This is a genomic window from Tolypothrix sp. PCC 7712, assembly GCF_025860405.1.
GTDB lineage: Bacteria > Cyanobacteriota > Cyanobacteriia > Cyanobacteriales > Nostocaceae > Aulosira > Aulosira diplosiphon.
This window is the reverse complement of the sequence record NZ_CP063785.1, coordinates 2,759,949-2,784,369: the sequence shown is the minus strand read 5'-3', so window position 1 is coordinate 2,784,369 and position 24,421 is coordinate 2,759,949. Positions and strand designations below refer to the sequence as shown.

The following is a 24,421-nucleotide window of genomic DNA, read 5'->3' as shown; positions in this document are numbered from 1 at the left end:
AGGACGCATAGTTGTGCGTCCTTACAATAATTTGTAACTCATCGAACTATAGATGTTAAGTTATTTTGGGAATTAAGTAGTACATTATAATTCCAATTCAAAAGTTTAGCGATTTCCACAGGTAGCGTCACTGGATTGAATGGCTTAAGTATAATACCTGAAATTTTATACTGTTGCAGAAATTTTGGATCTAGCCATTTTGCATTTGCACTTAGTAACACAACAGCAATTGCTTTAGTTTTGCGATTGCTTCTTAGTTGTTGTAGAAACATAAAGCTACCACGCATTCCGATATCCAAGACGATTGCATCAGGGCGCTCAAGTTCTGCTTGTTCCAATCCTGATAATGGAGAATCGGCTGTGATTACATCCCAATTCGCTAAATCTTGCAAGCACAGTTCCAAAACCTCCCTTACAATCAATTCATGATCGATCAGTAAGATTTTTCTAGTATTTATAGTGATTTTCTCCCCAGTCTTCATTGAATTAAGCTCCAAAAAGGTAAAATTCATCATCTAAAAGAGATTTAGTGATGCTAGATATATAGTTGGTTAAAAATGTGCTAATTTTTACAGATTTTCTTTAATAAATCGGCGCTATAAATGCTGGTGCTGGCATTTTGCTAGTAGTACGACTTGGAAGCAAAATAAAGTCATACCAATTCAAAACCAAGCCAGAAATAATAATAGTTACGGAATGTATCTCTGCCACATTGTTTTTTCAAATCGGTAGCACGCTGAAATATTTTTTACAAGTTTCTGACCAACACTCATAGCTTTATCCTGTAAGTTGAGAAACTTTGATGCACTCACAAGAAAGATAAAGGATAAAAATAAAGAACTAATAAAGAAATTAATATTCTGAGAAATAATACCAATTAAAATAATGTTTGCGACACATCAATATATTCTAGAGGGCACGGTAATGCTGTGCCCTTACAATCTGTCGCGTTCTTTTTTCAAATTGGTATAAGTAGCTGTTATTTGTCATTAGTATGGCTTCAGATACTAGATAGCAATAATCGCTGTTTCATCAAGATAGCTTGTTCTGATGAAACAAATTTCACAAGTATTGTATGAAAGTGTACTTGGGGTTTACTCAGCAGTCAGCACCTAGCACTTTCAAATCAATCCCAACCGAGAATATCTGCAACTTGCTGGGAAATAGTAATGGGTTCAAAAGGTTTGGAAATGACTCCAGCAATTCCCATGAGTGCAAAGCGATCGCGATCTCTGGGCAAAACTCTCGCTGTCAATAAAATTACTGGTATCGATTGGCTAACCATATTTTCTTGCAGTTTCTCGAATACTGCAAAACCATCCATATCAGGCATGGATACATCCAACAAAATCGCATCAATGGGTGCTGTCTGGGCAATTTTTAACGCTTCCTTCCCTGATGGAGCTGTCATTGTTTTCCATCCCCCTAAGTCTTCTAAACAAGCCTGTACCAGTTCTCGGAGGTGCTCGTCATCATCAACAATTAATACTTGTTTGGTCATTTGTCATTTGTCATTTGTCATTTGGTAATTGGTAATGGGTGATTGGTAATTGGTAATTGGTGTTTGTTATTTTTCCCTCTGCTCCCTGCTCCCCTATTTTTTCCCAGTCCCTAATCCCCATTACCCCTTATCCCCAGAGGGGGCCCCGAGTTCCCCAGTCCCCAGTCCCCAGTCCCCATTACCCCTTATCCCCAGAGGGGGCCCCGAGTTCCCCAGTCCCCAGTCCCCAATCCCCAGTCCCTAGTCCCTAGTCCCTAGCCAATGGTAGAGTAAAGAAAAAAGTGCTACCTATACCTAAAGTACTTTCAGCCCAGATGTTGCCACCGTGTTGGTCAATGATACTACGGCAAATTGCTAGGCCTAAGCCTGTGCCACCTTTATCACGGGAGTCTGAGGCATCTACTTGCTGAAATCTGTCGAAGATGACTTCTAATTTGTCTTGGGGAATACCACGCCCGCGATCGCTAACTTTGAAGAGTACCCAATTTATTTGCTGTTCTACACTCAGGGTAATAGTAGAATTGGCAGGTGAAAATTTAATGGCATTACTTAACAAATTGGTGAGTGTTTGAATAATTGCATCTGCGGCTGCTAAAACTTTAGTGTTGGTGGAGTTTACTTCTAGGGTAATATTTTGCTGTTTGGCGATCGCCTGCACTCCTTCTACTGCTTGTTGAATTAAATCAGCTGCATTGTAAGTTCTTTTATCTAAAACTGCACGACCTGATTCTAAGCGTTCTAAATCGAGAATATCGTTAACCAATCGCACTAAGCGATCGCTGTCGATGGCAGCAATCTCGATCATGCGTTTGAATTTTTCTGGTTTGTTGTCGTAGACACCACTATTTAACAAGCCTAAAGCAGCGCGAATTGCAGTTAAGGGGGTGCGGAGTTCGTGGCTGACAATACTAATAAATTCACTTTTTATCTGTTCAATTTTGTGCTGTTCGGTGATGTCTTCGGCAATTCCCGTCATGCGAATTATCTCCCCAAGTTCATTCCTGATAGGGAAAGCGCGATCGTGAATCCAGCGGATGGAACCATCAGGCTGAATAATCCGATATTCTATGTCGTATTTTCCCAATATTCTTTGTTCCCTAAAGGCAATTTCTACAAGTGGGCGATCGTCTGGGTGAATAGGATCTAACCAAGTTAAGGGGTTTTCATATAAACTTTGGCAGTTTCTTTGCCAAATCCTTTCATATCCTTGGCTCACGTAGAGAACTTGCCCAATTTTCAGATCTGAGATCCAAAACACTACTTGAATGTTGTCTGCAAGTTGGCGAAACTTTTCTTCGCTTTGGCGCAAAGCTTCTTCCATCGCTTTGCGATCGGTGATGTCTTGATGAACCGCAACTAGAACATCCCCATATTGGGGATGAGTGAATACACAACAAGTTGCACTACACCAAAATGGAGTCCCATCTTTTTTTACATTATGGACTTCATAGGTGGCTTCACCCTTTGATAAGACAGCAGCACGAATGGCTTGATTGACATCTTCAGCAGTTACCGATTCGGTGGCATAGTTGAGAATGGAAACATGCTGACCGTTAAGTTCACCAGAGTTATAGCCAAACATCTGCTCAAATTTGGGGTTAGCGTAGACAATAATGGCATTAGTAGCGCGGATTAAGCATACTCCTTCGGCCATATTGCGGGTAATTACAGCCTGAAACTCCAGTAGTTGTGCCTGTTCTAAAAGAGCGAGTTGGGTTTTTTGCTGCTGTATTACCGTCTCTAGCAGGCGCTCATTTGTTTGGGTAAGTTGCGCTGTTCGCTCTCCTACTCGTTGTTCAAGTTCGGTATTCAGTTGTTCTAGGGCAATTTGTGCCTGTTTACGTTGTGTAATGTCATCACCAAAAATGATAATGCCACCAATTTCACCAGTAGCATTATGCCAAGGGCGAATTTCCCAGCGTATCCACTGTTGGCTTCCATCTAGGCGGACAAACAATTCTTCATCACATCTTTCAATCGCCCCAGCCATACACCTTTGATGAATTTGTTGCCATCGTTCTGGAATTTCCGGAAAAATTTCGTAGTGCGATCGCCCAATCAGCGATTCAATAGAATCGAGTCTGTAGTCGTCTATCCATCTTTGACTAGCTATGATATAGCGCATCTCGCGATCAAACATTGCAATCCCAGCAGGTACATACTGGAAAAATAAGCGTAAAGTTGCTTCCCTTTCGCGCAAGGCTATTTCTGTTTGTTTGCGCTGAGTAATTTCTTCGCATACGGTACTGATACCAATGATGCGTTCACCATCTTTTAACGGCCAAAAGCTTTCTAACCAAGTTCGCTGTACGCCTGGTTGAGCTGGAGTTTTACCAGTTAGTTCTACATTAAGAACAGGTGTGCCTGTTGCCAAAATGGGGAGTAACAGTTGTTCAGCTGCGTTTGCCAATTCAGGTAGCAACTCTCGTATAGTATGGCCAATATGCGCTTCTACCGAAAACCCATTCATTTCTGCTAGTTGCTGATTAATCCGGACAAAGCGCAGATCAGTATCTAAGACGTTCAACCCAATTGGTGCTGACTGGTAGATGGTTTCGATTTCAGCCAATTGGCGCTGCAGCTGAATTTGATTTTCCCTTAAGGCTGCTTCTGCTTGTTTGTGCTCTGTAATATCTGTACAAGTGCCGATCCACTCCCGCAGTTTCCCATTAGCATCGACAATTGGCACACCCCGAACCGCAAAATCGCGGTAGTTGCCATTTTTCATGCGGATGCGATATTCAATTGCATATAAGCTGCGATTTATATAAGATTCTTGCCAGGCTTGAGCAGTGCGATCGCGATCATCTGGATGAATCACTTCTAACCAACCCCATCCCAAACATTCCTCTGGAGATTGTCCGGTGAGTTCTTGCCAATTGTCTGGGACTGCTATTGTCCCCCCCTCAGCATCAGTGCGCCAGACAATCTGGGCTGAAGCATGAACTAATGCACGATATCGCTGTTCGCTTTGCTGCAATGCATCTTGGGCTTGTTTGCGCTCATCTATCGCCATCACAGTTCCCGTAATCCGCACAGGTTGATTTGCTGCGTCATAAAATGCATGTCCCCTAGACTCAACCCAGTGGATGCTACCATCTGGCCAAATAATGCGATACTCATTCTGGTAGTTACTATGACTTTGTAGTGCCTGTTGTATTTTCTGGTCAACTGTTGGACGATCTTCAGGATGCAAGCAAGCCTCAAAAGTTTCATATTTACCATCAAAAGCCCCAACCGCCAAGCCAAATAACTGTTCTTGTTCTGGCGACCAAATAATTTCTCCCGTTACCAGATTCCAATCCCACATCCCCATTTGTGCCGCAGATAGCGCCATCCGTAGTTGTTGAGCTTTTTCCTGTGCTAATTCCTGGCTCAGTTTTTGAATCTTCTGTTTACTTTTGAGAAAGTTGCTAGTCAGCAAATGAATAATTAAGGCAACCAGTAGGAAAAGTATTACCCGCAATATATCTGGCCATACTGACTTCATCCCAATCTGGTATTTAGGAGGAATAAAGAAATAATCAATTGCCAGTGTGGAAAGAACAACTGTGACAATTCCTGGACGAGAGCCACCATACCAAGTACTGACAATTACAGCTATATAGAAAAACGCACTAATAGGCTGAAACAACAGCGACTCTACCCAAAGCGACAGCAAAAGTGCGATCGCCGGTGAGCCAATCGCTACCCCATAAGATAATAATTTAGAATAGATTTTCATAATTTTTTCTTATAGCTTATAGGGTGTGAAAAATGGGTAATGGGTAATGGGTAATGGTTAATGGGGTGGATTATTAATTATTTCTCCCCTGCTCCCTGCTCCCCGCCCCCTCCCTCATCCCCTTAAAGAACGCACTCGCTCAATGCGACTCAGTACCCTTGTTACCAATTCTGGCGCTAATACTGGCTTGGTAATAAAATCATCGGCTCCAGCAGCAAATGCTTGTTGAAGAAATTCTGCTTCGGTATGGACTGTGACCACTAAAATTGGTAAATCACCCCATTTAGCATCCTGGCGCACAATTTGACACAACTCTAAACCGCTAATTTCAGGCATTTCTACATCTAGCACCACTATATCTGGTGATGTTGTAATTAAGACTTGCCAAAAATGCTGAGGTTCGTTCAATGTAGTTACCTCTAGCCCCCAAGGAGTCAGTAAGGCGGCTAATGTGGCTAGCATCACAGGGTCATCATCGACAATTAAGACCTTGGCTTCTGTGATTTGAGGCTGAGTTAAAATACGGGCGATCGCTTGAAAAATTTGCTCAGTAGTAGCAGGTTTGTGTAAAAATTGCCTTGCACCTAAGCGTGATACTGCTAATCGATCGGCAAGGCTATCTCGCGCTGTAAAAACTACAATGGGTAAATTTGGCGATTTTGCTGCCAGTTCTCGCAGTAGCGTTAAGCCGTCTTCTTCTGTATCAGGAAAAGATAAATCTAGTAAAACAGCGTCAGGAGTTTCAAAGACTAGGATGGAGCGAGCTGTAGTTAAATTACCAGCGATTTTAATTTGTATTCCCCAAGCCTGTGCTTCTATCCATAAACGCTCAGTCAGCAGAGTATCATCATCAATCACCAACACAAAATGAGTTTGACGCGGCGGAGTTGGGGGCGCGATCGCTGGAATTGGCGGTTTTGTTAACTCTTGTTGCAATGCCTCCACTAATTGGCAAAATTGTGTAACTTCCTCATTGGTAAGAGTGCGATCGCTGCTGAGTAGATTTTCTAATGTTCGCGCCAGTTGAGAACCTTGGGAATAACCAACAGACCCCATTGAGCCAGCTAGCTTGTGAGCCTCATGCTTTGCTTGTTGCTGTAAATCTTGGTGGAAATTTCCCGTTAATAGTGCAGTTTTCGCTTCCTCCAGTACCACCACCTGATGATTCAAGGAATTAATTAATCGTTCCAATACTCGATTAATAGCCGTTAAATCTTGAGTAGGGGATTGTTTTTGACTATCTTGATGTTCTGCAATAGAAGCAGCAGTGGGCGGAGATTGTAAGCGATAGCCAATACCATATACTGTTTCTAAAATATCCTCCGTCATCCCTGCGGCTTTGAGTTTTTTCCGCAAATCTTTAATATGCGTCGTCACAGCATTCTCAATTGGTGCATCATCAAATCCCCAAAGCCTATCTAAAATTACCCTCCGGCTAAAAATACGATTGGGGTTTTGTAAAAACAATTCCAGCAGCTTGTGTTCTGTAACTGTCAGGGAAATTACTTGAGCGTTGTAAGTAACTTTAGCAGAGATTTGGTCTAAACACAGATTACCCCAAGTTAACTTGGAAGCTGAAAATGCCCCACTGCGCCGCAATAAAGACCGAATTCTTGCCAGTAATGCTTCTGGTTCACAAGGCTTGATAACATAATCATCAGCCCCAGCATCGAAACCTGCCACAATATCTGCATTAGAATTATTTGCTGTGAGTAACAAAATGGGTTTACTATAGCCAAGCGATCGCATCTGGCGACACAAACTAATTCCATCTACTTGGGGAATATGCCAGTCTAGTAAAATTAAGTCATATTCCCCCGATATGGCTAACTCTAGCCCTGTTTGCCCATTATTTACCAAGTCGATAGTGTAATGATTTGCACTCAGAAACTCTGCCAATACCTGACTGAGTAACAAATCATTCTCTATCAGCAAAATTTTCATCCGATGCATTCTTGGTTGGTTTTTTACAGCAATTATTTAGGTTGCTGAGTCCAGTTCAGCAAGATTTATCACAGATTGCAAGTACATGAGGAATAAAAATTAATCATATTAACAGGGAACAGGGAACGGGCAAGAGGGAACAGGGTGGTTGAGAATGGCGATTTAGGGACTGCCAATTATTAATACCAATTTTAAAAAAGAATGCGGCAGGTTGTAGGGACACGGCATTGCCCATACGTGTCAACTTAACGTGAAACCCTCTTGGTTGCAAGGTTTCGCCCTCACCCCCAGCCCCTCACCCACAGGGTGAGGGGAGCAAGAGATTTAGTTCCCCTTCTCCTGCGGGAGAAGGGGTTAGGGGATGAGGGCGCGAGGTATTTGTACAACGCCCGCCCTATATAGCTTTTAGCTTCAGTTGACACCAATAGGCAGTGCCTTGCCCTCTAGAATATATTGATATGTCACCAATATTATTTGAATTAGTATAACTACTTACGCTTTGGTGCAGTTCCCCAAACCTTAATTTGTTTATCAAAACCACCACTGGCAAGCATTTGACCATTAGGACTAAAAGCGATCGCACTTACCCAATCTGTATGGCTGCTAAGTGTATTAATTAACTCGCCTGTCGTTAAATCCCACAATTTGATGCCATCTTTCCCAGCACTGGCGAGGGTTTTGCCATCGGGGTTTACAGCAATGGCGTTTACCCAGTTGTTATGTCCGGTTAAAGTTTGGATGAGTTTGCCAGTCTGAATATTCCAAATTTTAACTGTGCGATCGTGGCTAGCTGTAACTAGGGTTTCGCTATCGGGTGTAAAAGCTACAGCACTAACTAAATCGTAATGTCCGACAAATGCACGAATTAATTTTCCTGTACTTAAGTTCCACAGTTTGACTACACCCTTATAGTCACCACTCACTAAGGTTGTACCATCAGGGCTAATTGCTAGGGCGTAAATTAAGTTATCAAAGTTAACTAAAGTACCTAAAGGACGTTGTTGCGGTAAATCCCAGAGGCGAATTCCATCTATCCCACCGCTGACAAGAAGTTTACTATCAGGGGATACTGCTAAGGACAAGACATTTGTGCTGTGCCCGACAAAAGAGCGTTTAAATCGCTGATTTTTGAGATTCCAAATATTAATCGTGTAGTCACTGCTACAACTGGCTAAGGTTTGTCCGTCAGGTGAAATCACCAAAGATTCGACGGCTGTTTTATGTGCTTTGCGGATAGTCCCCACCCGTGCGCCTGTTGTCAGATTCCACAAGCGAATTACACCTTCATTTTCCGCACCGCCACTAGCAAGAGTTTTGCTATCTGGACTGAAAGCTAAGGATTTAACAGTTCCCCCATGCCCTTGCAGGGTGTAAATTAACTGGGGATTGGCAAAGTTAGTTTTAGCTTGTGAGTTTGTTGCTGTTTCTGTAGCAGCATAAGCAGTATGAATGAAGACTTCTTTCCAGATTGCCTCTGGAAGGATTATAGAAGCCATAAACGCCAGAACTATATACGGGCGCAGCACAAAATAGCCCCTAAATTTTCCCTCACTGCTCACAGTTTTTCTCACTTTCTAACGCCTGTTGCTACCCTACTCTAATCTTGAGCAAAGTGCCCTCCGAGGGTCTACTAGTTATTCTGTGAGAGTTGAGAAGTTATTCAGGAACACTAAGATATTATCCACCCCTAAAAAATTCAGGGTAAGAACTCAGGACTCAGCACTCACTACTCAGCACTGTTTATTGTGGTGGTTTTTTCTTCGTCACTGTCAACATCGGTAAAGTTGGGCTAGATGAGCGTGAAGGTAAGTAATGTTGTACTACAGGCTCTTCAGGTATAGGAGGGCGGCTTTGGTACATACGCCACAGTTTCCAGCCAACGCTAATTCCAGCTATCCCTAAGCCAAAAGTAAATAATGACCAGCTATCATCTAAGCCACCAATCAGGGCATCAACTACGCCCATTGTAATTAACACACTTATTAGCGGTTCTTTACGGTAAGATGACTTCAAAAAACGAGGTAAGAGAACGTTCATCACAGCTTGGTTTAATCCAGTTTAGCTTTATATGTAAATATATCGAAAATCCCTAACTTGCTATCAGGCCTTGATTGGCCCTGCTGATGTCAAGGCGTTGAAAGTATTATAATTTTATTAAGTAGGAGAGGAAGTGTAGTAATTTACCCTCTTGCATATAGTAATTGCCAGTCTAAGTTGAAAATGCTGAGTTGGAGAGACGCGATTAATCGCGTCTGTACAAGAGTTCTGAGTAAAAAGAATAATTCCCAGTCCCCAGTCCCTTTGACAAAATCTACTTAATAGCCATAGACGTTAAGCTATAGCAGCTAGTTTCGCTATTAATTACTTAAGTTAAAACCAGCTGGTTGTTCCAGCTGGTCAAAACTCTCTAATTACTAGCTTAAAACTTAAAAATCTGGGCTTCTACAGCAGTACTACTTCAGACCGAGCCATGATAACACGCCCTGATTGGTGGTGTATTCAATTAATACCATCAAAATAAAGCCAATCATGGCAGCTCGACCGTTCAAGCGTTCGGCATATTCATTAAAGCCTAACTTTGGCTCTTCGAGTTTGGGGGTAACGGTGGGCTTTGGTTGTGTCATCATCAACAATTCCTCTCTTATTTGTCGGCAAACTAAATGTGATTGTTAGATGTTTATAGCCACTGCGGCTTGAAACAGGGTATAGACATCAGCACTTCTGTGGGTGTGGAACTGAGTTGCTATGCTTGAATCGCCAGCAAGACAGCTTCAGAAGTCCAGCAGTAGCTGCTTGAATCGAACCTTTGTAAACCGTTGTTTACAATTATTTATTATTCTTTATATATTTTAGGCAGACAAGGGTAATAGTCAAGAGTACAGTTTGGCAACACTCACAAAGAAGGTAAGGAACTCAGAGCAATTATTAGCTATCCCTAATACGGAAGTAGCCACTCTGAGACTGGCAGGCTAAAGTTAAACAAAAATTAATTAGAGGCTGTAAATGGAAATCGGCATTCCTAAAGAAACTAAGGATCAAGAGTTTCGTGTAGGGTTGAGTCCTTCGAGCGTGCGGGTGTTGCGCGAAAATGGTCATCAGATTTTCGTTCAAACCCAAGCTGGTAATGGTGCTGGTTTTACCGATGAGGAGTACATTAGTGCTGGGGCGGAGATTGTCCCCACACCAGAAGCGGTTTGGAATCGGGAACTAGTTGTTAAAGTCAAAGAACCTCTAGAAGCTGAGTATAAATTTTTGCAGAAAGGGCAGATATTATTTACTTATCTGCATTTAGCAGCCGATCGCAAATTAACTGAGAGTTTAATTGATTGCGGCACTTGTGCGATCGCCTATGAAACTGTAGAACAGCCTGGTGCAAATAAATTACCTTTGCTCTCTCCTATGAGCATTATTGCCGGTCGGCTATCAGTACAATTCGGCGCAAGGTATTTGGAACGTCAGCAAGGCGGGCGAGGTGTGCTTTTGGGTGGCGTACCTGGTGTAAAACCAGGCAAAGTTGTGATTTTAGGCGGCGGCGTAGTTGGGACAGAAGCAGCTAGAATCGCTGTAGGTATGGGCGCGATCGTACAAATTTTGGATGTGAATGTCGAACGCTTATCCTACCTAGAAACTCTATTTGGCTCTAGAGTTGAATTGCTTTATAGCAACTCTGCCCATATCGAAGCCGCCGTTAAAGAAGCTGACTTGTTAGTCGGTGCGGTTTTGGTGCCTGGACGTAGAGCACCAATATTAGTATCTCGTGAATTGGTACAAAAAATGCGTCCCGGTTCTGTAATTGTGGATGTGGCTGTTGACCAAGGCGGTTGCGTGGAAACTTTACGCACTACCTCCCACACTAACCCCATTTACATTGAAGAGGGTGTGGTGCATTATGGCGTTCCTAATATGCCTGGTGCAGTACCTTGGACTGCTACCCAAGCGCTTAATAACAGTACCTTACCTTACGTTGTGCAGTTAGCAAATCTCGGCATTAAGGCGCTGGATGTTAACCCTGCATTAGCTAAGGGTGTGAATGTCCAAAATCATCGCTTAGTACATCCTGCTGTACAGGAAGTATTCCCCGATTTGGTAAGTTAAGCGGCGACGCGTGGAAATTGGCTATTAACTCGTTAGGGTAGTCAAGAGTCAAATGTCAAAGATAGGGCACAGCCATGCTGTGCCCCTACAATGATTGTGAAATATTAAAGTTGTTCCTCATTTAACTTGCATATATTGGGCGGGCAAGATGCCCACCCCACAAGAAATATACAATTTCAGATTATGCAAACTAGATGTGGTTTAGCTTATAATCCTTTGGACTTCCGGAATTCGCGGACAACATCTTTAATATCCTGTAATTCACCTTCAACTAGGTAATTTAATTGCCGCATTTCGTCTGCGGAAATTTTACCAGCCAGTTGAGCGATCGCATTTTTTAACTGCGGATATTTTTCTAAAGTTGCTTTGCGGACAATGGGCGTAGCTTCATAAGGTGGAAAATACTGCTTATCATCTTTTAGCACCACTAAACCCAAACGGGCAATTTGCCCATCAGTGGAATTTCCCGCTACCATATCTACTTGTTTTTGAATTAATGCCCGATAAATTAAGCCTAAATCCATAATTTGGGGTGGTTTGGAAAAACGTAAATTATAGGTTTTCGCTAAACCCGCAAACCCATCTTCCCGTTCTAAAAATTCATAGCCAAAACCGCCTCGCCACTGAGGAGTATATTGAGTAGCTTCCGAGAGAGTTTGTAAATTGTAGCGCCGCGCATCTTCGCCGCGAATAGTCATGGCAAAAGTGTTTTCAAAACCCAAACTGGGCATGACTTCTAAATTAAATTGTTGGGCGTAGGCTTGCTTGAGTTTTGTGTAAACTATTTTGGGGTCGTTAACTACTTGTTGTTTTAAAATACCTGTAAAAGCTGTACCAGTATATTCAATATAAGCATCAATTTTCCCTGCTGTAATTGCACTATGGCAGACAAAAGAACCACCTAAGCGGGGGCGACGAGCTACTTTTAAATTAGTTGTGGCTTCGATTTGTTGGGCTAAAAGCTCACCTAAAATATCTTGTTCGGTAAAATCTTTAGAAGCGACAATAATATCGCCACTACTAGTTGTATTGGTATTAGGACTACAACTAGCGATCGCAATTATCAAGGCAACTGTTAATAGGCATAAACTCAGAAATTTTTTCATCTTTAAAACATTGCTTTCAACCTTTAACCTTTAACTTTCCTTCAATCCAACCAATTACCAAATCAGCAATTAACGCAATTAATGCAGCAGGAACCGCACCAGCTAAAATTAACTGATTATTTACCACTGCAATTCCGCGAAAAATAAATACACCTAACCCACCAGCACCAATAGCCGCTGCAATAGTTGCAATCCCAATAGCAATCACAGTGGCAACTCTAACCCCAGCTAAAATTACTCCCATTGCTAAAGGAATTTCCACCTGTAATAACAATTCTTTATCTGTCATCCCCATACCTCGCCCAGCTTCTCTAATTGCTGGATCTACACCAATAATGCCAGTGTAAGTATTGCGAATTATCGGTAATAAAGAATATAAAGTTAAAGCTACAATTGCAGGTACTACACCAATACCGCCAATTACAGGCACAGGAATTAATAAGCCAAATAAAGCCAAACTGGGAATAGTTTGTAAAATATTGGCAATCCCTAAAATCGGTTGGCGGAGTTGGGTTTGACGGGTAATTAAAATGCCTAAAGGAATGCCGATTAATATAGCAATTCCAATTGCAATGCCCACCATAAATAAATGTTCCAGGGTATGCTGCAAAATTTCGGGGGCGTACTTAATCAAAAAGAAATCTTTCATAAATTGTCTTGCAGAGAATGCAGACATTGGAGGAAAGCTAAACTTTCAGGATGTGAGGATAACATAAATTCATCCTTTGTCCCTAATACTACCAATTCTCCCCCATACATTAAACCAATTCGTGATGCCAACACAAATGCTTCTTGAATGTCATGGGTGACAAACACCACGGTTTTGCCTAAGTCTTGTTGTAAGCGGCGAAACTCTTGCTGAATTTCCAGCCTAGTAATCGGATCGAGTGCGCCAAATGGTTCATCCATTAATAATACAGGCGGATCGGCTGCTAGCGCCCTAGCTACGCCCACCCTTTGCCTTTGTCCCCCCGACAGTTCGTGGGGATAACGCCCAGCAAATTGTTCTGGTTCTAAACCTACCAAGTGCAATAACTCATAAACCCTGGTTTTAATTTGTTTTGGTTTCCAACCTTCCAAAGTCGGAACTAAACCTACATTGCGTTCTACGGTGAAATGGGGAAATAAACCAATTTCTTGAATTACATAACCAATCTTACGCCGTAGTTTAATTTCGTCCCATTGCGTTGTCGGGATACCATCAAATAACACTTCCCCTGTGGTAGGTGTGAACAGGTGATTAATCAATTTCATAGTCGTGGTTTTACCGCTACCACTGCGCCCCAGCAATACTAATGCTTCTCCCTGGCGAATCGAGAAATTGAGATGGGATACCAAAGGGCGATGGTTACGGCTAAAGGTGACATCACGGAATTCAACAGCGATTTGGTGATTTTCTGGCATGATTTACCTGGTATTTTCTTGATCATCCTATGAGTGTCAAAAATTCTAGTATTTTTCCGGAATCTTCAAAGCTACCGTTGTAATCATTATCAGACAAGCAACTATACTGAAGCCCTATACCGAAAAGTGCGGGGATATACCCCAAGCAAAACCCAGTTATAATCACTGGGTTTTTGTTTGAGAGTAACTTACTGCCAGGATTTCCCGCAATCATAGCAATTTATTCTCCGTAGATTTATGCATAAAAAATTGCTGGGGTGAGGAAGTTCAGTAGTTATTCGGAAGCGGATAGGGCATTGTTTAAATCATTATTAAACCAAGATATAGAAAAGTCTTATACAGAAAGTGCGGGGATTAACCCCAACAAGAACCCAGTGAAAACCACTGGGTTTTTGTTTTAGAGTGAATTACTGCAAGGGTTTCCCGCAATCATGGTAATTGATTATCCGTGGATTTAAGCACAAAAAATTGAGGCTATTAATAAGTTCAGTAGTTATGCGGAAGCGGATAGGGCATTGTTTAAATCATTATTAAGCCAGCAACTAGAGAAAAAGTTTTATACAGTAAAGTTCGGGGATTAACCCCAACAAGAACCCAGTGGTTTTCACTGGGTTTTTGTTTTATATGGCATTGTCATTGATTATCAGTAGAATTAACTATTCAAAAGTGATGGCTTGGATAAGTTCAGTATTTCTGCGGAAGCGCTTAGAGCAGATTATTGTAATTATTAGTCCAACAACTTATATATAAGCTTTATAGAGTAAAGTTTAGGGATTAACCCTAACAAAAACCCAGTGAAAACCACTGGGTTTTTGTTTTAGATATTTTTCCTCATCTGCTCATTACAATAGTGCTCGGTTAAGGATTGTCAACTCTTAATTTGGTTTGGGGAAAAGGTGAAAGGGTAAGGGTTAAAGGTTTTTTCTTGTCCCTTTTCCCCTTCGCCTTTTGCCCTTAACCGACAAGTATTGCGGCTCATTAGACTTATTGTAAAAAGCACTTTTGCAAGAGATGGGCAAAGGAAAAAGGTTAAAGGGGAAAGGGAAAATACAAAACCTTTCCCCCTCCCCCCTTAACCTTTTCCCAGACTTCTTTTAGAAGTCTATTTTACTTAGCAGTATTTAATTACTAGCTATGAACGCCTTAGTAGCAGACTCTCCAGCTTTGACTAGCTTCCGCTTGAGTTGGAATACCAATAATCCCACAGCACTCCAATAACCAAGAATTGACAGCAATGCGGTGATGGGTGATATTGAGTTTGCACCAGGTGCGATCGCAAAAATCGGCCCAATTACTGAAAGCAAGTAGAAATAATTGTTGTCTCTGACGTAAGGGGAGAATATAGCTAAAACTATCACTGGTACTACAATCAGAGCAGCAACAGTAGCCGCAGCCCAAAAGATTCTATGCTGATTTTTGGTGAATAAAAATAGTTGAGCTATGGATGCATAAAGCATAGCTAAACTACCAGATAACACTAGAGCGAAAAACGCTCTGATTTTTTCATCAAGTTGGACTTGGGAGAGGAGAATTAACCCACACATAGCAATAATCGCAATCATGGCATTAATAGCGATCGCTAACAATCCGGGGCTTTTTTCACCCCACATCAAATCCTGCAACAGCTTTCTACCTACTACTCCTTGAGAATTAGATGTGCGACGATAACGCGCCCAATCTTGCAGGGGTTGACGATGAGGATTGAGTGCAGCAATTAAATAGAGAAACAGCCAAAAATCTAATAACAATAAGCACATGAGATTTTCAGCTAAAAGATATGTGCTGGGATTTCCTTCCAAAACTAATCTTTGCCAATTTGCACATCCCAAAGTCAGCAATGCAAAGCTAGCAGTTAATAAATAACTCTGCCGCTTACTCAACATTGTGGTATTGGGGTCACGAAAGCAACGTTTTAAGGAGTGCCAAATAAAATAGGTTCCTAAACCGTAAATCAATAAAGCAAAGCCAAGTGTTACTACTCTGCTATTTCCCAAAGGTAAAGCAAACCAGTGAAAATTGGTAAGCCAGTAACCAGCATAATTAAAAGTAGAATTGATTGCAGTAGACGGAATTAATAAAGAAGGATTAATCAGTCTAGCAAAAACCAATGGATATTCATTTGATACTTCTTTGAAGGCTATTGGCGAAGTAACTAACAGAAAACCTAAAGCTACAGCACTACCTAACCAAGCTTGAAACCCTCCCAACCAGGAACCAACTAAGCCAAATAGCAAGGCGCTGCTATAGTATAAAATCCCCGCAGCAACCACCACTGCGTAAAAGCTAAAAATCTGAGGAAACGAAATTTTCCCAGCTAAACCCAAGCATATATGTAAAGGAACTGCTAATAGTACCCCAAGATAAAGTAAAATCGGCACGCCTAACATTTTGCCCAATAAAATACTTCGAGGCGTTTGGGGACTCAAGCGAATAAAATTGAGAGTTTCACGCCGTTCTTCAGCAGCTAAATCATTAATAATTAGGTAAGTTCCAGCAACTAAAAGTGAAATAGAGCCAATAATCCCTAGCCAGGTAAATACATCTAAATACCACAATTGCCAGTTGATAATGAGATTACCAAATCCATCTACAAGGCATTCTCGCGAATTATATTCAAGTTTACCTGTGCAATATCGGTCAAAGGAATTGTATACAAGTTCGAGTTTTGTAGGTAGCTGGGTTTGAAAATACATAAATATGATAAATTGACCCAGCAATGAGATACCACCAGAAAGTATTAAGTTGCGCGGCTTTAGCCTTCCTTTCAGTTCGCGCAACAGTTGAGGATTCCAATCTCCTACTTGATTCATCCAATTTAGATTCATATTAAAAACTCTCTTTTGGTGTTGAGTGTTGGATGTTTGGCTTTTGTTATTTTTTGTACCTCCTTCCTCTTAACGTCCTGCTAACAAGGCTTTTGTAGCAGATTCTCCGGCTAACTTTATCTGCTTTGCTAATTTGATATTTAACAAAATTAGGACAGTTAATTCAGCTATAAATGCCTTAAAAACTGTGATTGTGGCAGCATATTCTAAACCAGCCCAAGGAAAGGTAGAAAATAGCCATGCTACTGGATAAGCTGCTGGTTTAATAGTTAGGATTCCGAGAAACAATGGTGGCAGGAAGATAGCCGCAACTATACTCCCCACTGCCCACATTGAACGCTTAGAAGTTTTCATCATTAGCATTAGTTGAGCTAAGGTGGCGTAAATCATCATCAGGCTAATGAATAAAGCCACGCCTAAAATAGCCCGCAATCTACCAATATCATTTACCCACTCTATGGCAGTGTTATGGCGAGTATTCAACATTGGTGCAAGTACAATCCAAACTAATAATGGCGTAGTTGCGATCGCTAAATTAATCAACATTGCCAATAGTGCTGGACTTTTTTCGTCTACCAGCCAATCTGTGAGCGCAAATTTCCGCCAAAATCCTTGAAAATTAGCAACTTTTTCATGTCTATATCTTGCCCAATCTTGGATAGTTTGTCTGTGAGGTGACAAAATTACCAGTAAGGAAAGTAATAGCATGATATTAAAAAATGCTATAAATCCCCAATTTTGAACTATTTGATAGTTCAAGTCATGATAACAAGGAATAGATTGACCACCTCTGTAATCTGAGCAGTAATTGTTAGAGTATTGCAGAGTAAATCCCCAAAAAATTACTTGATAACTCGCCACCAAAAAATAACTCTGAACTTTATTCAAAATTGCGCCATCAGGATTACGAAAGCGGCGTTTCATTCCTTCCCAAGCCCAGTAAATGCCTACACCATAATTAAATAAATGTAAGGCAAGTAGACCAATCAGATTTTTACCAAGTGGTAAGTAAAAAAACTGTATTCCTTGTATTGCTGGTTCCTGATATCGCGGTGTGAGATAGCCGAGCATACTCGCAGGATTTAATAAGCTTAACCAAGCGAGTATATTGTGAACATCTGCACTATAAAATAACGTTTGCAAAGTTACGCATAGAAACAGGAGAACTAAACCACTTCCTAACCAAGGTTGAAAACCACTAAACCAACGACTAATTAAGCCAAATAGCAATGCATTACTGTAGAAGAAAACACAACTAGCAGCCAGTACTATATAGAAAGCTAGAATCCCAGTGAAGGGAATTTGCGCCAAAATACCTGACAATAAATGTAAAGGTATTGCCGCTAAAACTGTGAGATAGACAAGAATTGGCACACCTAACATTTTGCCAGTTAAAATACTGGCTTCTGACTGCGGACTGAGACGTAAAAAATTTAATGTGCCGCGACGTTCTTCTTGCCCTAAATTATTGATGAGCAAATAAGTACCAGCAACTAAAAGTGTGAAGATAAACATCACACTCAGCGTCATAAATATATATTTCCAATGGTCTTGCCACCACATTTGCATATTTATTTGCTCGGATGGGCAAGAAGTTTGATATAACAGGTTCCTAAAATTATCAATTTGCTGTTGTAGGGATTTTTGTTCTAATTTTAAATCCGGGATTTTCGCTAATAAATCTGAGTTTTTACTCCCACTATAACTATTGATTTTGGAGTTAACCTGCTCAAGGCTTTGATTGAGAAAGGTAAGATTTTTTTGATAACCGTCAGCAAGATTGCAGTATATGCCTGACATAGCATATGTTTTGCTAGGCAACTCGCTGATTTGATATATATAAGTCCCTAGTTGAGTTACTAAGGATATTGCCAAGGCAATTAAAATATTGACAGGTTTCAGGCGGCCTTTGAGTTCGCGCAACAATTGCGGATTCCAATCACCGATTTTGTCTAACCACTTGAGCATCATAGATAAAAGCTCCAAACAGAGGAATTAAAAATTATTGCGGAATTAAGATGCTTGCTTGTGCCCTAACTTTAAGAAAATGGTTTCTAAATCTTCTTGGGTGCAGTGAAAATCAGTAATCGGAATACCAACATGAATTAGCGATCGCAATAACTCAGCGCTATCTTCCTGCTTACCGGAAAAGTTAATTCTGAGACTGTTTTTACCAGATATTACTTCCCATTCTTCCACCAAAGGATGATGTTTTACTTCCCGCAGTAATGTTTCTAAATCTCCCAATGTAGACAACACAATTTGTTGACGGGATAGCCGCTGGTAAAGTTGTTGCAGAGAAGCGCTTTCTACTAAAAAGCCCAGTTCCATAATTCCCACAGAAGTACAGAGTTCTGCTAAATCGCTGAGAACGTGGGAAGAAATCAAAATTGTCATTCCCGCTTCTTGCAAAGCCTTAATAATTTCCCGGAACTGCATCCTGGCGATGGGGTCAAGACCGGAAACAGGCTCATCTAACAGCAGTAAGATGGGTTCATGAATAATTGTGCGCGCTAAACTTAAGCGCTGCTTCATCCCCCGCGATAGGGTAGAAATTAAGCTATTACGCTTATTACCGAGTTGTATCAGTTCTAATACTTCATGCAGACGTTGAGTGCGGCGTGGTTCCCGCAAGCGATATAGCCGCGCAAAATAATCTAGGTAATCCCAAACTGTTAAATCCTCATACAGTGGGTAGTCATCAGGTAAATAGCCCAGACGACGCTTGAGAGTGGGATTACTTTTGTCACGCAACAAGCGATCGCCATTAATATAAATCTCACCCGTTGTTGGCTCCTCTGCGGCTGCTAACATGCGGATGAGAGTTGTTTTACCTGCGCCATTCGGCCCAATAAGTCCGTATACTTCACCTGCTTGGATCTCTAAATCAACATCATTGACCGCAACATGGCGATCAAATTGCTTCGTCAGTCCAGAGGTACGAATTGCTAATTCTTTTACCATACCTGCTTTGGTGCGGCTTGTGATTATAAGTTAACCTAACCTGTCTCTACAGCATTTGCCATGTCTGTTTCAGAAATGGAAACCAGGTTTACACAAACTTAATGTTATTAAGTATTAATACTTCGCTCAATCAATACTGTTTTTATTTAATATTCAGTATATTTTCTACTGTAACCGGATGAATAATATTAGGAATCCAATTTTATTTTTGAATAAATCTCAGCACCATATAGTGGAGTCAGTGCGTTGGGTTAGGTGTTAAGCGTAACACACCAAAAGAATTGAAAGATAGGCATAAATATTTATGCCTCTACAGATAATTTATATGTCAAAAAATCTTGAAATAAGTCTAATACTATTTTGAAAAAAGAACGCGACAGATAGGTAGGGGCACGGCACCAGTATGATATTTGATATGCCAAAAGATTGCGGATGCCGTGCCCTTACAAAGGATTTATCTGTCGCAAACATTATTTGAGTTGGTTAAATTTTTGCGTACTTTGTTTGCATAAAATACAAAAAAGTTGTATTCGCAGATATTATCCACGAATACAACTAATAATTACTATTATTATATTTTTGGTAAATATTAATTGAGTAAATTTTACATATCTTTGTTTGGTTGATGGAATTTGGCCATTCTCACCAAGGGTTTTTGTGCTTGTATTGCTAATAATTCAGGTATGGTTACAAAACTATAGCCACGCTTTTTCAGAGTATCAATAATTTCTGGTAAAGCTTTAACTGTATTGGAGCGATTTCCACCACCATCGTGCATTAATATCATGCCACCTGGTTTTGCACCTTTGATAACATTATTAACTAGCCTAGATACGGGAGGACGACGATAATCTTCAGAGTCATCTGACCACATTAATATGGCATAATTATTCTTCTTAGCGTAGTCAGCTACACCATTGTTAAGGATGCCAAAAGGCGGACGAAATAGAGATGTTTTAACTCCCGTAGTTTCGTATATCTGTGTAGCAGTAGATTCAATCTCACGCTGTGCAATAGTTGGGTTCATCTTGCGATACCAATGATGCCATGTGTGATTGCCAATAGCATTACCAGCCGCTACTTCCTCCTTAGCAATTTGAGGAAAATAATGCACCATTTCCCCTACACAGAAGAAAGTCGCTTTAATATTTTCTTTCTTCAGAATTCCTAAAATCTGTTCTGTGTATTTAGGTGCAGGGCCATCATCAAAAGTCAGCGCAATAACTTTATTTTTATCAGTTAATGGTAACTGCTGAACTACTTTTCCTTGAAATGCTTTTGGTACTTCAAATATATGGCTGTTTGTAGAAGAAACAGCGTCTCTATTTAATGCCAAATCTTGCTGATTAATTAACGCTTTGGCTGTTAGTGACTTTGACTTCTGAATGTGCATTTGATGGTCTGTTTGATCCATCAGCCAATACAATCCCGCGCCAAAAGTACAAACTCCGGCAATTAATGGGATAAATATAATTCCTCGTCTAACCGAAGATTTCTTATCTGCCACTTTAATTCTCCTTCAACCACTGTGGATGCCTAAAGTAAGGTAGACATACTTTATAAGGGCCAATTACGTACTAAGTAAGAGATTGTAAACAAAAATTGCTTTGATAGCTAATAACTTTGTTCACATCAGATAGCTGTTCATATGTTTACCTTTCACAGAAAGTATAACTAGATTATTCTGATTTACTGGTTTAGCAGAGTGGTCTATATCTGTATACTTACAGCAGTTTGCAATAAATGATGTATAAAAATTTTTGGTTGTCGCAAATCAATCATTCGGAAGTAATTTAGTGTGGGTTAGGTGTAAGCCGTAACGCACAAAAAGCATTGCTAATAAAGCAACACATGAATTTCAAATAGGACTTACGCAAAAGTCACGTAATTACGTCATTACGAGCGCAGCGACGTAATCGCCTGATATTCTGGGATTGCTTCCCTACACTCCGTTCCGGTCGCAATGACAAATTTTGCTTGCGTAAGTCCTGTCAAAAATCAAATATGAATCAAATATGAGTCTGATAGCACATTATTTATTTACATTTATATGACTTAAATACTGAGAATTTTTTTGTTTTTTATATAACATTACATAAAAATAATAAAGTAGGCAGGACAGATGCCTACCTACTGTTACATTTGTATTATTTAGGTTTGTGTCAGTATCAGCTAATTATTGATGCAGGGACTACTGGATCAACTCCATTGGAAGATGGGCTGCTGATTGAATAACGGTGTTCGGGAACGGGATACCCAGCTTCGCCAAAGGTTTCACGTATAACTTTATTAGTGTCGAAGTAAACTTGCCAGTAATGGTCATTATTGCAATAAGGACGTACTGCTAGTACAGGGCCTGCCATATTGAAATCAATAATTTCTACATCAGGTGCAGGACTTTGCAAAACATTGGGGATTTGGCTGATTTTAGCTTTCAACCGTGCGATCGCATCGTGATGATCTACAGAATGATGCAGTTGGGCTAGTAGGTCAACCCGACGGTAGGGATTAGCAGAGTAATTCTGAATATTGTCAGAAAAGATTTTGTTATTGGCGACAATTGTCATCACATTATCAGGCGTATTGATATTAGTTGTGAACAGTCCAATTTCTGTGACAGTTCCCGTAACACCTGCTGCACTGATGAAATCACCAATTTTAAATGGGCGAAAAATCACTAAAAACGCACCAGCTGCAAAATTCGCCAACAGTCCACCCCATGCTGCACCAATTGCAATACCTGCTGCTGCTAACAAAGCTGCAAAGGAGGTGGTTTCAATACCAAAGAATCCGAGAATTGCCACAACTAGAACAATTCTCAGGGTGACAGAAATGATATTTATAATGTAGGTAATCAGTGTCGGATCAACATGTTGAACTTTGAAAGCACGGCGTAATAGCTTCAATCCAAAGTCAATCAAGCGTTGAGCTACAACCCACAACAGGATAGCGCCTACAAGCTTCAAGCCGAACTGCGTTAACAACGCCAAAGCAACCTGACCAATTTCCTTAAAATTCATAATTTCTTGTAGTTTGTGCCTTCTTAAACACAACAAACATACAGTTTTTTATCTCAAAAATGTCTATAAATACTTTTTTTTTAATTTTCTTGCAGGACTGTATACCCAAATAGAAAATCATTTTATAAAAATTGTTAGATTTACTGAATATAAAAGTGTTGTGGATGTAATCTTTAATCCCCAAATATTACTTGCAAATTCAAGATAATTGAATAATTCTGATTCACAAATCCTGTTAACAGAATATGAATACTCTTGTATAGGCTGCGACTGAAGTATAAAGTATCAAATGATTCAGCCTCAATTTCTGGTTATTGCTGCAAAACAAAGCCGTAACGCTCAACAAAGAGGATTAAGGGGCAAGGCGCAGAGAGTGGAGGAAGAACAATTATTACTCAATGCCCCATGCCCCATGCCCCATGCCCAATGCCCCCTTGTAATAAATTGATAGCTCCATTAGTGCAGATTGCTCGGTATGATATTTAATCTGTGAGCATTTTTGCACAACTCAACATCTACTTAGTAAACAGCAGCTATGACCCAAAACTACCGCATTACCCTACTTCCCGGCGATGGCATCGGCCCCGAAATTATGGCCGTAGCGGTAGATGTGCTAAAAATTGTAGGGCAGAAATTCGATTTAAAGTTTGATTTCCAAGAAGCCCTCATTGGTGGTGCAGCAATTGACGCTACAGGGGAACCTTTACCAGCGGCTACTTTAGATACTTGCCGCGATAGCGATGCTGTATTGCTTGCGGCTATCGGTGGTTATAAGTGGGATACCTTACCATCCAATCTCCGCCCAGAAGCAGGTTTGTTAGGATTGCGCGCGGGTTTGGGATTATTTGCGAATTTACGCCCAGCGAAAATTTTGCCCCAATTAATAGATGCCTCAACTTTGAAAAAGGAAGTTGTAGAAGGTGTTGATATTATGGTGGTGCGCGAACTCACAGGGGGAATTTACTTCGGTAAACCCAAAGGAATTTTTGAAACTGAGACTGGAGAAAAGCGCGGTGTAAATACAATGGTTTACACCGAATCAGAAATCGATCGCATTGGCAAAGTCGCCTTTGAAGCTGCACGCAAACGTGGCAAGAAACTTTGTTCTGTAGATAAAGCCAACGTTTTAGAAGTATCGCAACTGTGGCGCGATCGCATTACCAAGCTTTCCCAAGAATACCCCGATATCGAACTATCTCACCTCTATGTAGATAATGCGGCAATGCAGCTAGTCCGCGCGCCTAAGCAGTTCGATACCATTGTTACAGGTAATTTATTTGGCGATATTCTCTCCGATGCTGCTGCTATGCTCACAGGTAGTATTGGGATGTTACCTTCAGCGAGTTTAGGTGCTTCTGGCCCTGGTGTGTTTGAACCAGTTCACGGTTCAGCCCCTGATATTGCTGGACAAGATAAAGCCAATCCCCTAGCGCAGGTATTGAGTGCCGCCATGATGTTGCGTTATGCTTTAGACCAACCAGCCGCAGCAGATGCCATTGAAAACGCCGTCTTCCAAGTTTTAGAACAAGGCGATCGCACTGGTGATATTCTCTCACCCGGCACCAAGCTTTTAGGTTGTCGCGCAATGGGCGAATCATTAATTAAGGCAATTGGATAGGGCATGGGGCATGGGGCATGGGGCATTGGTAATTGGTAATTGGTAATTGGTAATTGGCATAATTATTTCCCCTTTTTCCCCTTCCCCTTTTCCCCTTCTCCGTTTCCCCCTCATCTCCCAGTCCCCATTACCCAGTCCCCAGTCCCCAGTCCCCAAACTGCAACAAAACTTGACCATTTTGGCAACCGTTACGGAAACTTTCATATAAACTAGAGACAAA

19 protein-coding genes are annotated in these 24,421 nt (G+C 41.0%); 3 read left to right on the top strand and 16 right to left on the bottom strand.

Going from position 1 to position 24,421, the window contains the following annotated elements:
- Positions 1 to 38: 38 nt before the first annotated feature.
- From HGR01_RS11400 to HGR01_RS11370, 7 genes are all read right to left on the bottom strand, one after another.
- Positions 39 to 482: a response regulator gene (locus HGR01_RS11400; protein WP_045871393.1), complete on the bottom strand. Its 444-nt coding sequence runs from the start codon at positions 480 to 482 to the stop codon at positions 39 to 41.
- A gap of 644 nt (positions 483 to 1,126) precedes the next feature.
- Positions 1,127 to 1,501 carry a response regulator gene (locus HGR01_RS11395; RefSeq protein WP_045871392.1) on the bottom strand — a complete coding sequence of 125 codons (375 nt, stop codon included), beginning with the start codon at positions 1,499 to 1,501 and terminating at the stop codon, positions 1,127 to 1,129.
- Between the two features lie 247 nt (positions 1,502 to 1,748).
- Positions 1,749 to 5,225 carry a PAS domain S-box protein gene (locus HGR01_RS11390; RefSeq protein WP_045871391.1) on the bottom strand — a complete coding sequence of 1,159 codons (3,477 nt, stop codon included), beginning with the start codon at positions 5,223 to 5,225 and terminating at the stop codon, positions 1,749 to 1,751.
- A gap of 114 nt (positions 5,226 to 5,339) precedes the next feature.
- A complete protein-coding gene (locus HGR01_RS11385; RefSeq protein ID WP_045871743.1) occupies positions 5,340 to 7,169 on the bottom strand; it encodes a response regulator in 1,830 nt (609 codons plus the stop codon).
- Positions 7,170 to 7,657: 488 nt separating this feature from the next.
- Positions 7,658 to 8,665, bottom strand: a complete 1,008-nt coding sequence (locus tag HGR01_RS11380) for a WD40 repeat domain-containing protein (protein WP_045871390.1) — start codon at positions 8,663 to 8,665, stop codon at positions 7,658 to 7,660.
- A gap of 244 nt (positions 8,666 to 8,909) precedes the next feature.
- Positions 8,910 to 9,206 carry a hypothetical protein gene (locus HGR01_RS11375; protein ID WP_045871389.1) on the bottom strand — a complete coding sequence of 99 codons (297 nt, stop codon included), beginning with the start codon at positions 9,204 to 9,206 and terminating at the stop codon, positions 8,910 to 8,912.
- 416 nt (positions 9,207 to 9,622) lie between these two features.
- Positions 9,623 to 9,796, bottom strand: coding sequence for a hypothetical protein (locus tag HGR01_RS11370; RefSeq protein WP_155539341.1), 174 nt, complete (start codon positions 9,794 to 9,796; stop codon positions 9,623 to 9,625).
- Positions 9,797 to 10,172: 376 nt separating this feature from the next.
- Between HGR01_RS11370 and ald the strand changes: the two genes are divergently transcribed.
- Complete coding sequence (ald, locus tag HGR01_RS11365; RefSeq protein ID WP_045871387.1) at positions 10,173 to 11,264, top strand: alanine dehydrogenase; 1,092 nt, start codon at positions 10,173 to 10,175, stop codon at positions 11,262 to 11,264.
- A gap of 206 nt (positions 11,265 to 11,470) precedes the next feature.
- On the opposite strand, the gene HGR01_RS11360 is transcribed toward ald, so the two are convergent.
- The 8 genes from HGR01_RS11360 to HGR01_RS11325 form a co-directional block, all read right to left on the bottom strand.
- The gene (locus HGR01_RS11360; RefSeq protein WP_045871386.1) at positions 11,471 to 12,370 is read right to left on the bottom strand and encodes a glycine betaine ABC transporter substrate-binding protein; all 900 of its coding nucleotides are present in this window, start codon (positions 12,368 to 12,370) and stop codon (positions 11,471 to 11,473) included.
- A gap of 16 nt (positions 12,371 to 12,386) precedes the next feature.
- On the bottom strand, positions 12,387 to 13,019 hold the full coding sequence (locus tag HGR01_RS11355; protein ID WP_045871385.1) for an ABC transporter permease: 633 nt from the start codon (positions 13,017 to 13,019) through the stop codon (positions 12,387 to 12,389).
- Positions 13,016 to 13,774 (bottom strand): ATP-binding cassette domain-containing protein, encoded by a 759-nt coding sequence (locus tag HGR01_RS11350; protein ID WP_045871384.1) that lies wholly within the window; start codon positions 13,772 to 13,774, stop codon positions 13,016 to 13,018. The genes HGR01_RS11355 and HGR01_RS11350 overlap by 4 nt, the downstream gene beginning before the upstream one ends.
- A 1,121-nt stretch (positions 13,775 to 14,895) precedes the next feature.
- Positions 14,896 to 16,599, bottom strand: a complete 1,704-nt coding sequence (locus HGR01_RS11345; protein ID WP_045868621.1) for a hypothetical protein — start codon at positions 16,597 to 16,599, stop codon at positions 14,896 to 14,898.
- A 69-nt stretch (positions 16,600 to 16,668) separates the two neighbouring features.
- Positions 16,669 to 18,570: an ABC transporter permease gene (locus HGR01_RS11340; protein WP_045868622.1), complete on the bottom strand. Its 1,902-nt coding sequence runs from the start codon at positions 18,568 to 18,570 to the stop codon at positions 16,669 to 16,671.
- Positions 18,571 to 18,612: 42 nt separating this feature from the next.
- Positions 18,613 to 19,563 (bottom strand): ABC transporter ATP-binding protein, encoded by a 951-nt coding sequence (locus HGR01_RS11335; protein ID WP_045868623.1) that lies wholly within the window; start codon positions 19,561 to 19,563, stop codon positions 18,613 to 18,615.
- Positions 19,564 to 20,167: 604 nt separating this feature from the next.
- Positions 20,168 to 21,070: a polysaccharide deacetylase family protein gene (locus tag HGR01_RS11330; RefSeq protein ID WP_045868624.1), complete on the bottom strand. Its 903-nt coding sequence runs from the start codon at positions 21,068 to 21,070 to the stop codon at positions 20,168 to 20,170.
- A gap of 661 nt (positions 21,071 to 21,731) precedes the next feature.
- Entirely contained in the window at positions 21,732 to 22,583 is an 852-nt protein-coding gene (locus HGR01_RS11325) for a mechanosensitive ion channel family protein (RefSeq protein ID WP_045868625.1), read from the bottom strand.
- 289 nt (positions 22,584 to 22,872) lie between these two features.
- On the opposite strand from HGR01_RS11325, the gene HGR01_RS11320 reads away from it, so the two are divergent.
- Entirely contained in the window at positions 22,873 to 23,031 is a 159-nt protein-coding gene (locus HGR01_RS11320) for a hypothetical protein (RefSeq protein WP_155539035.1), read from the top strand.
- Positions 23,032 to 23,118: 87 nt separating this feature from the next.
- Positions 23,119 to 24,201 (top strand): 3-isopropylmalate dehydrogenase, encoded by a 1,083-nt coding sequence (gene leuB, locus HGR01_RS11315; RefSeq protein ID WP_045868626.1) that lies wholly within the window; start codon positions 23,119 to 23,121, stop codon positions 24,199 to 24,201.
- Here leuB and HGR01_RS11310 read toward each other — a convergent pair.
- Positions 24,181 to 24,405 (bottom strand): hypothetical protein, encoded by a 225-nt coding sequence (locus HGR01_RS11310; protein ID WP_045868627.1) that lies wholly within the window; start codon positions 24,403 to 24,405, stop codon positions 24,181 to 24,183. The two genes, leuB and HGR01_RS11310, sit on opposite strands and share 21 nt — an antisense overlap.
- Positions 24,406 to 24,421 lie beyond the last annotated feature (16 nt).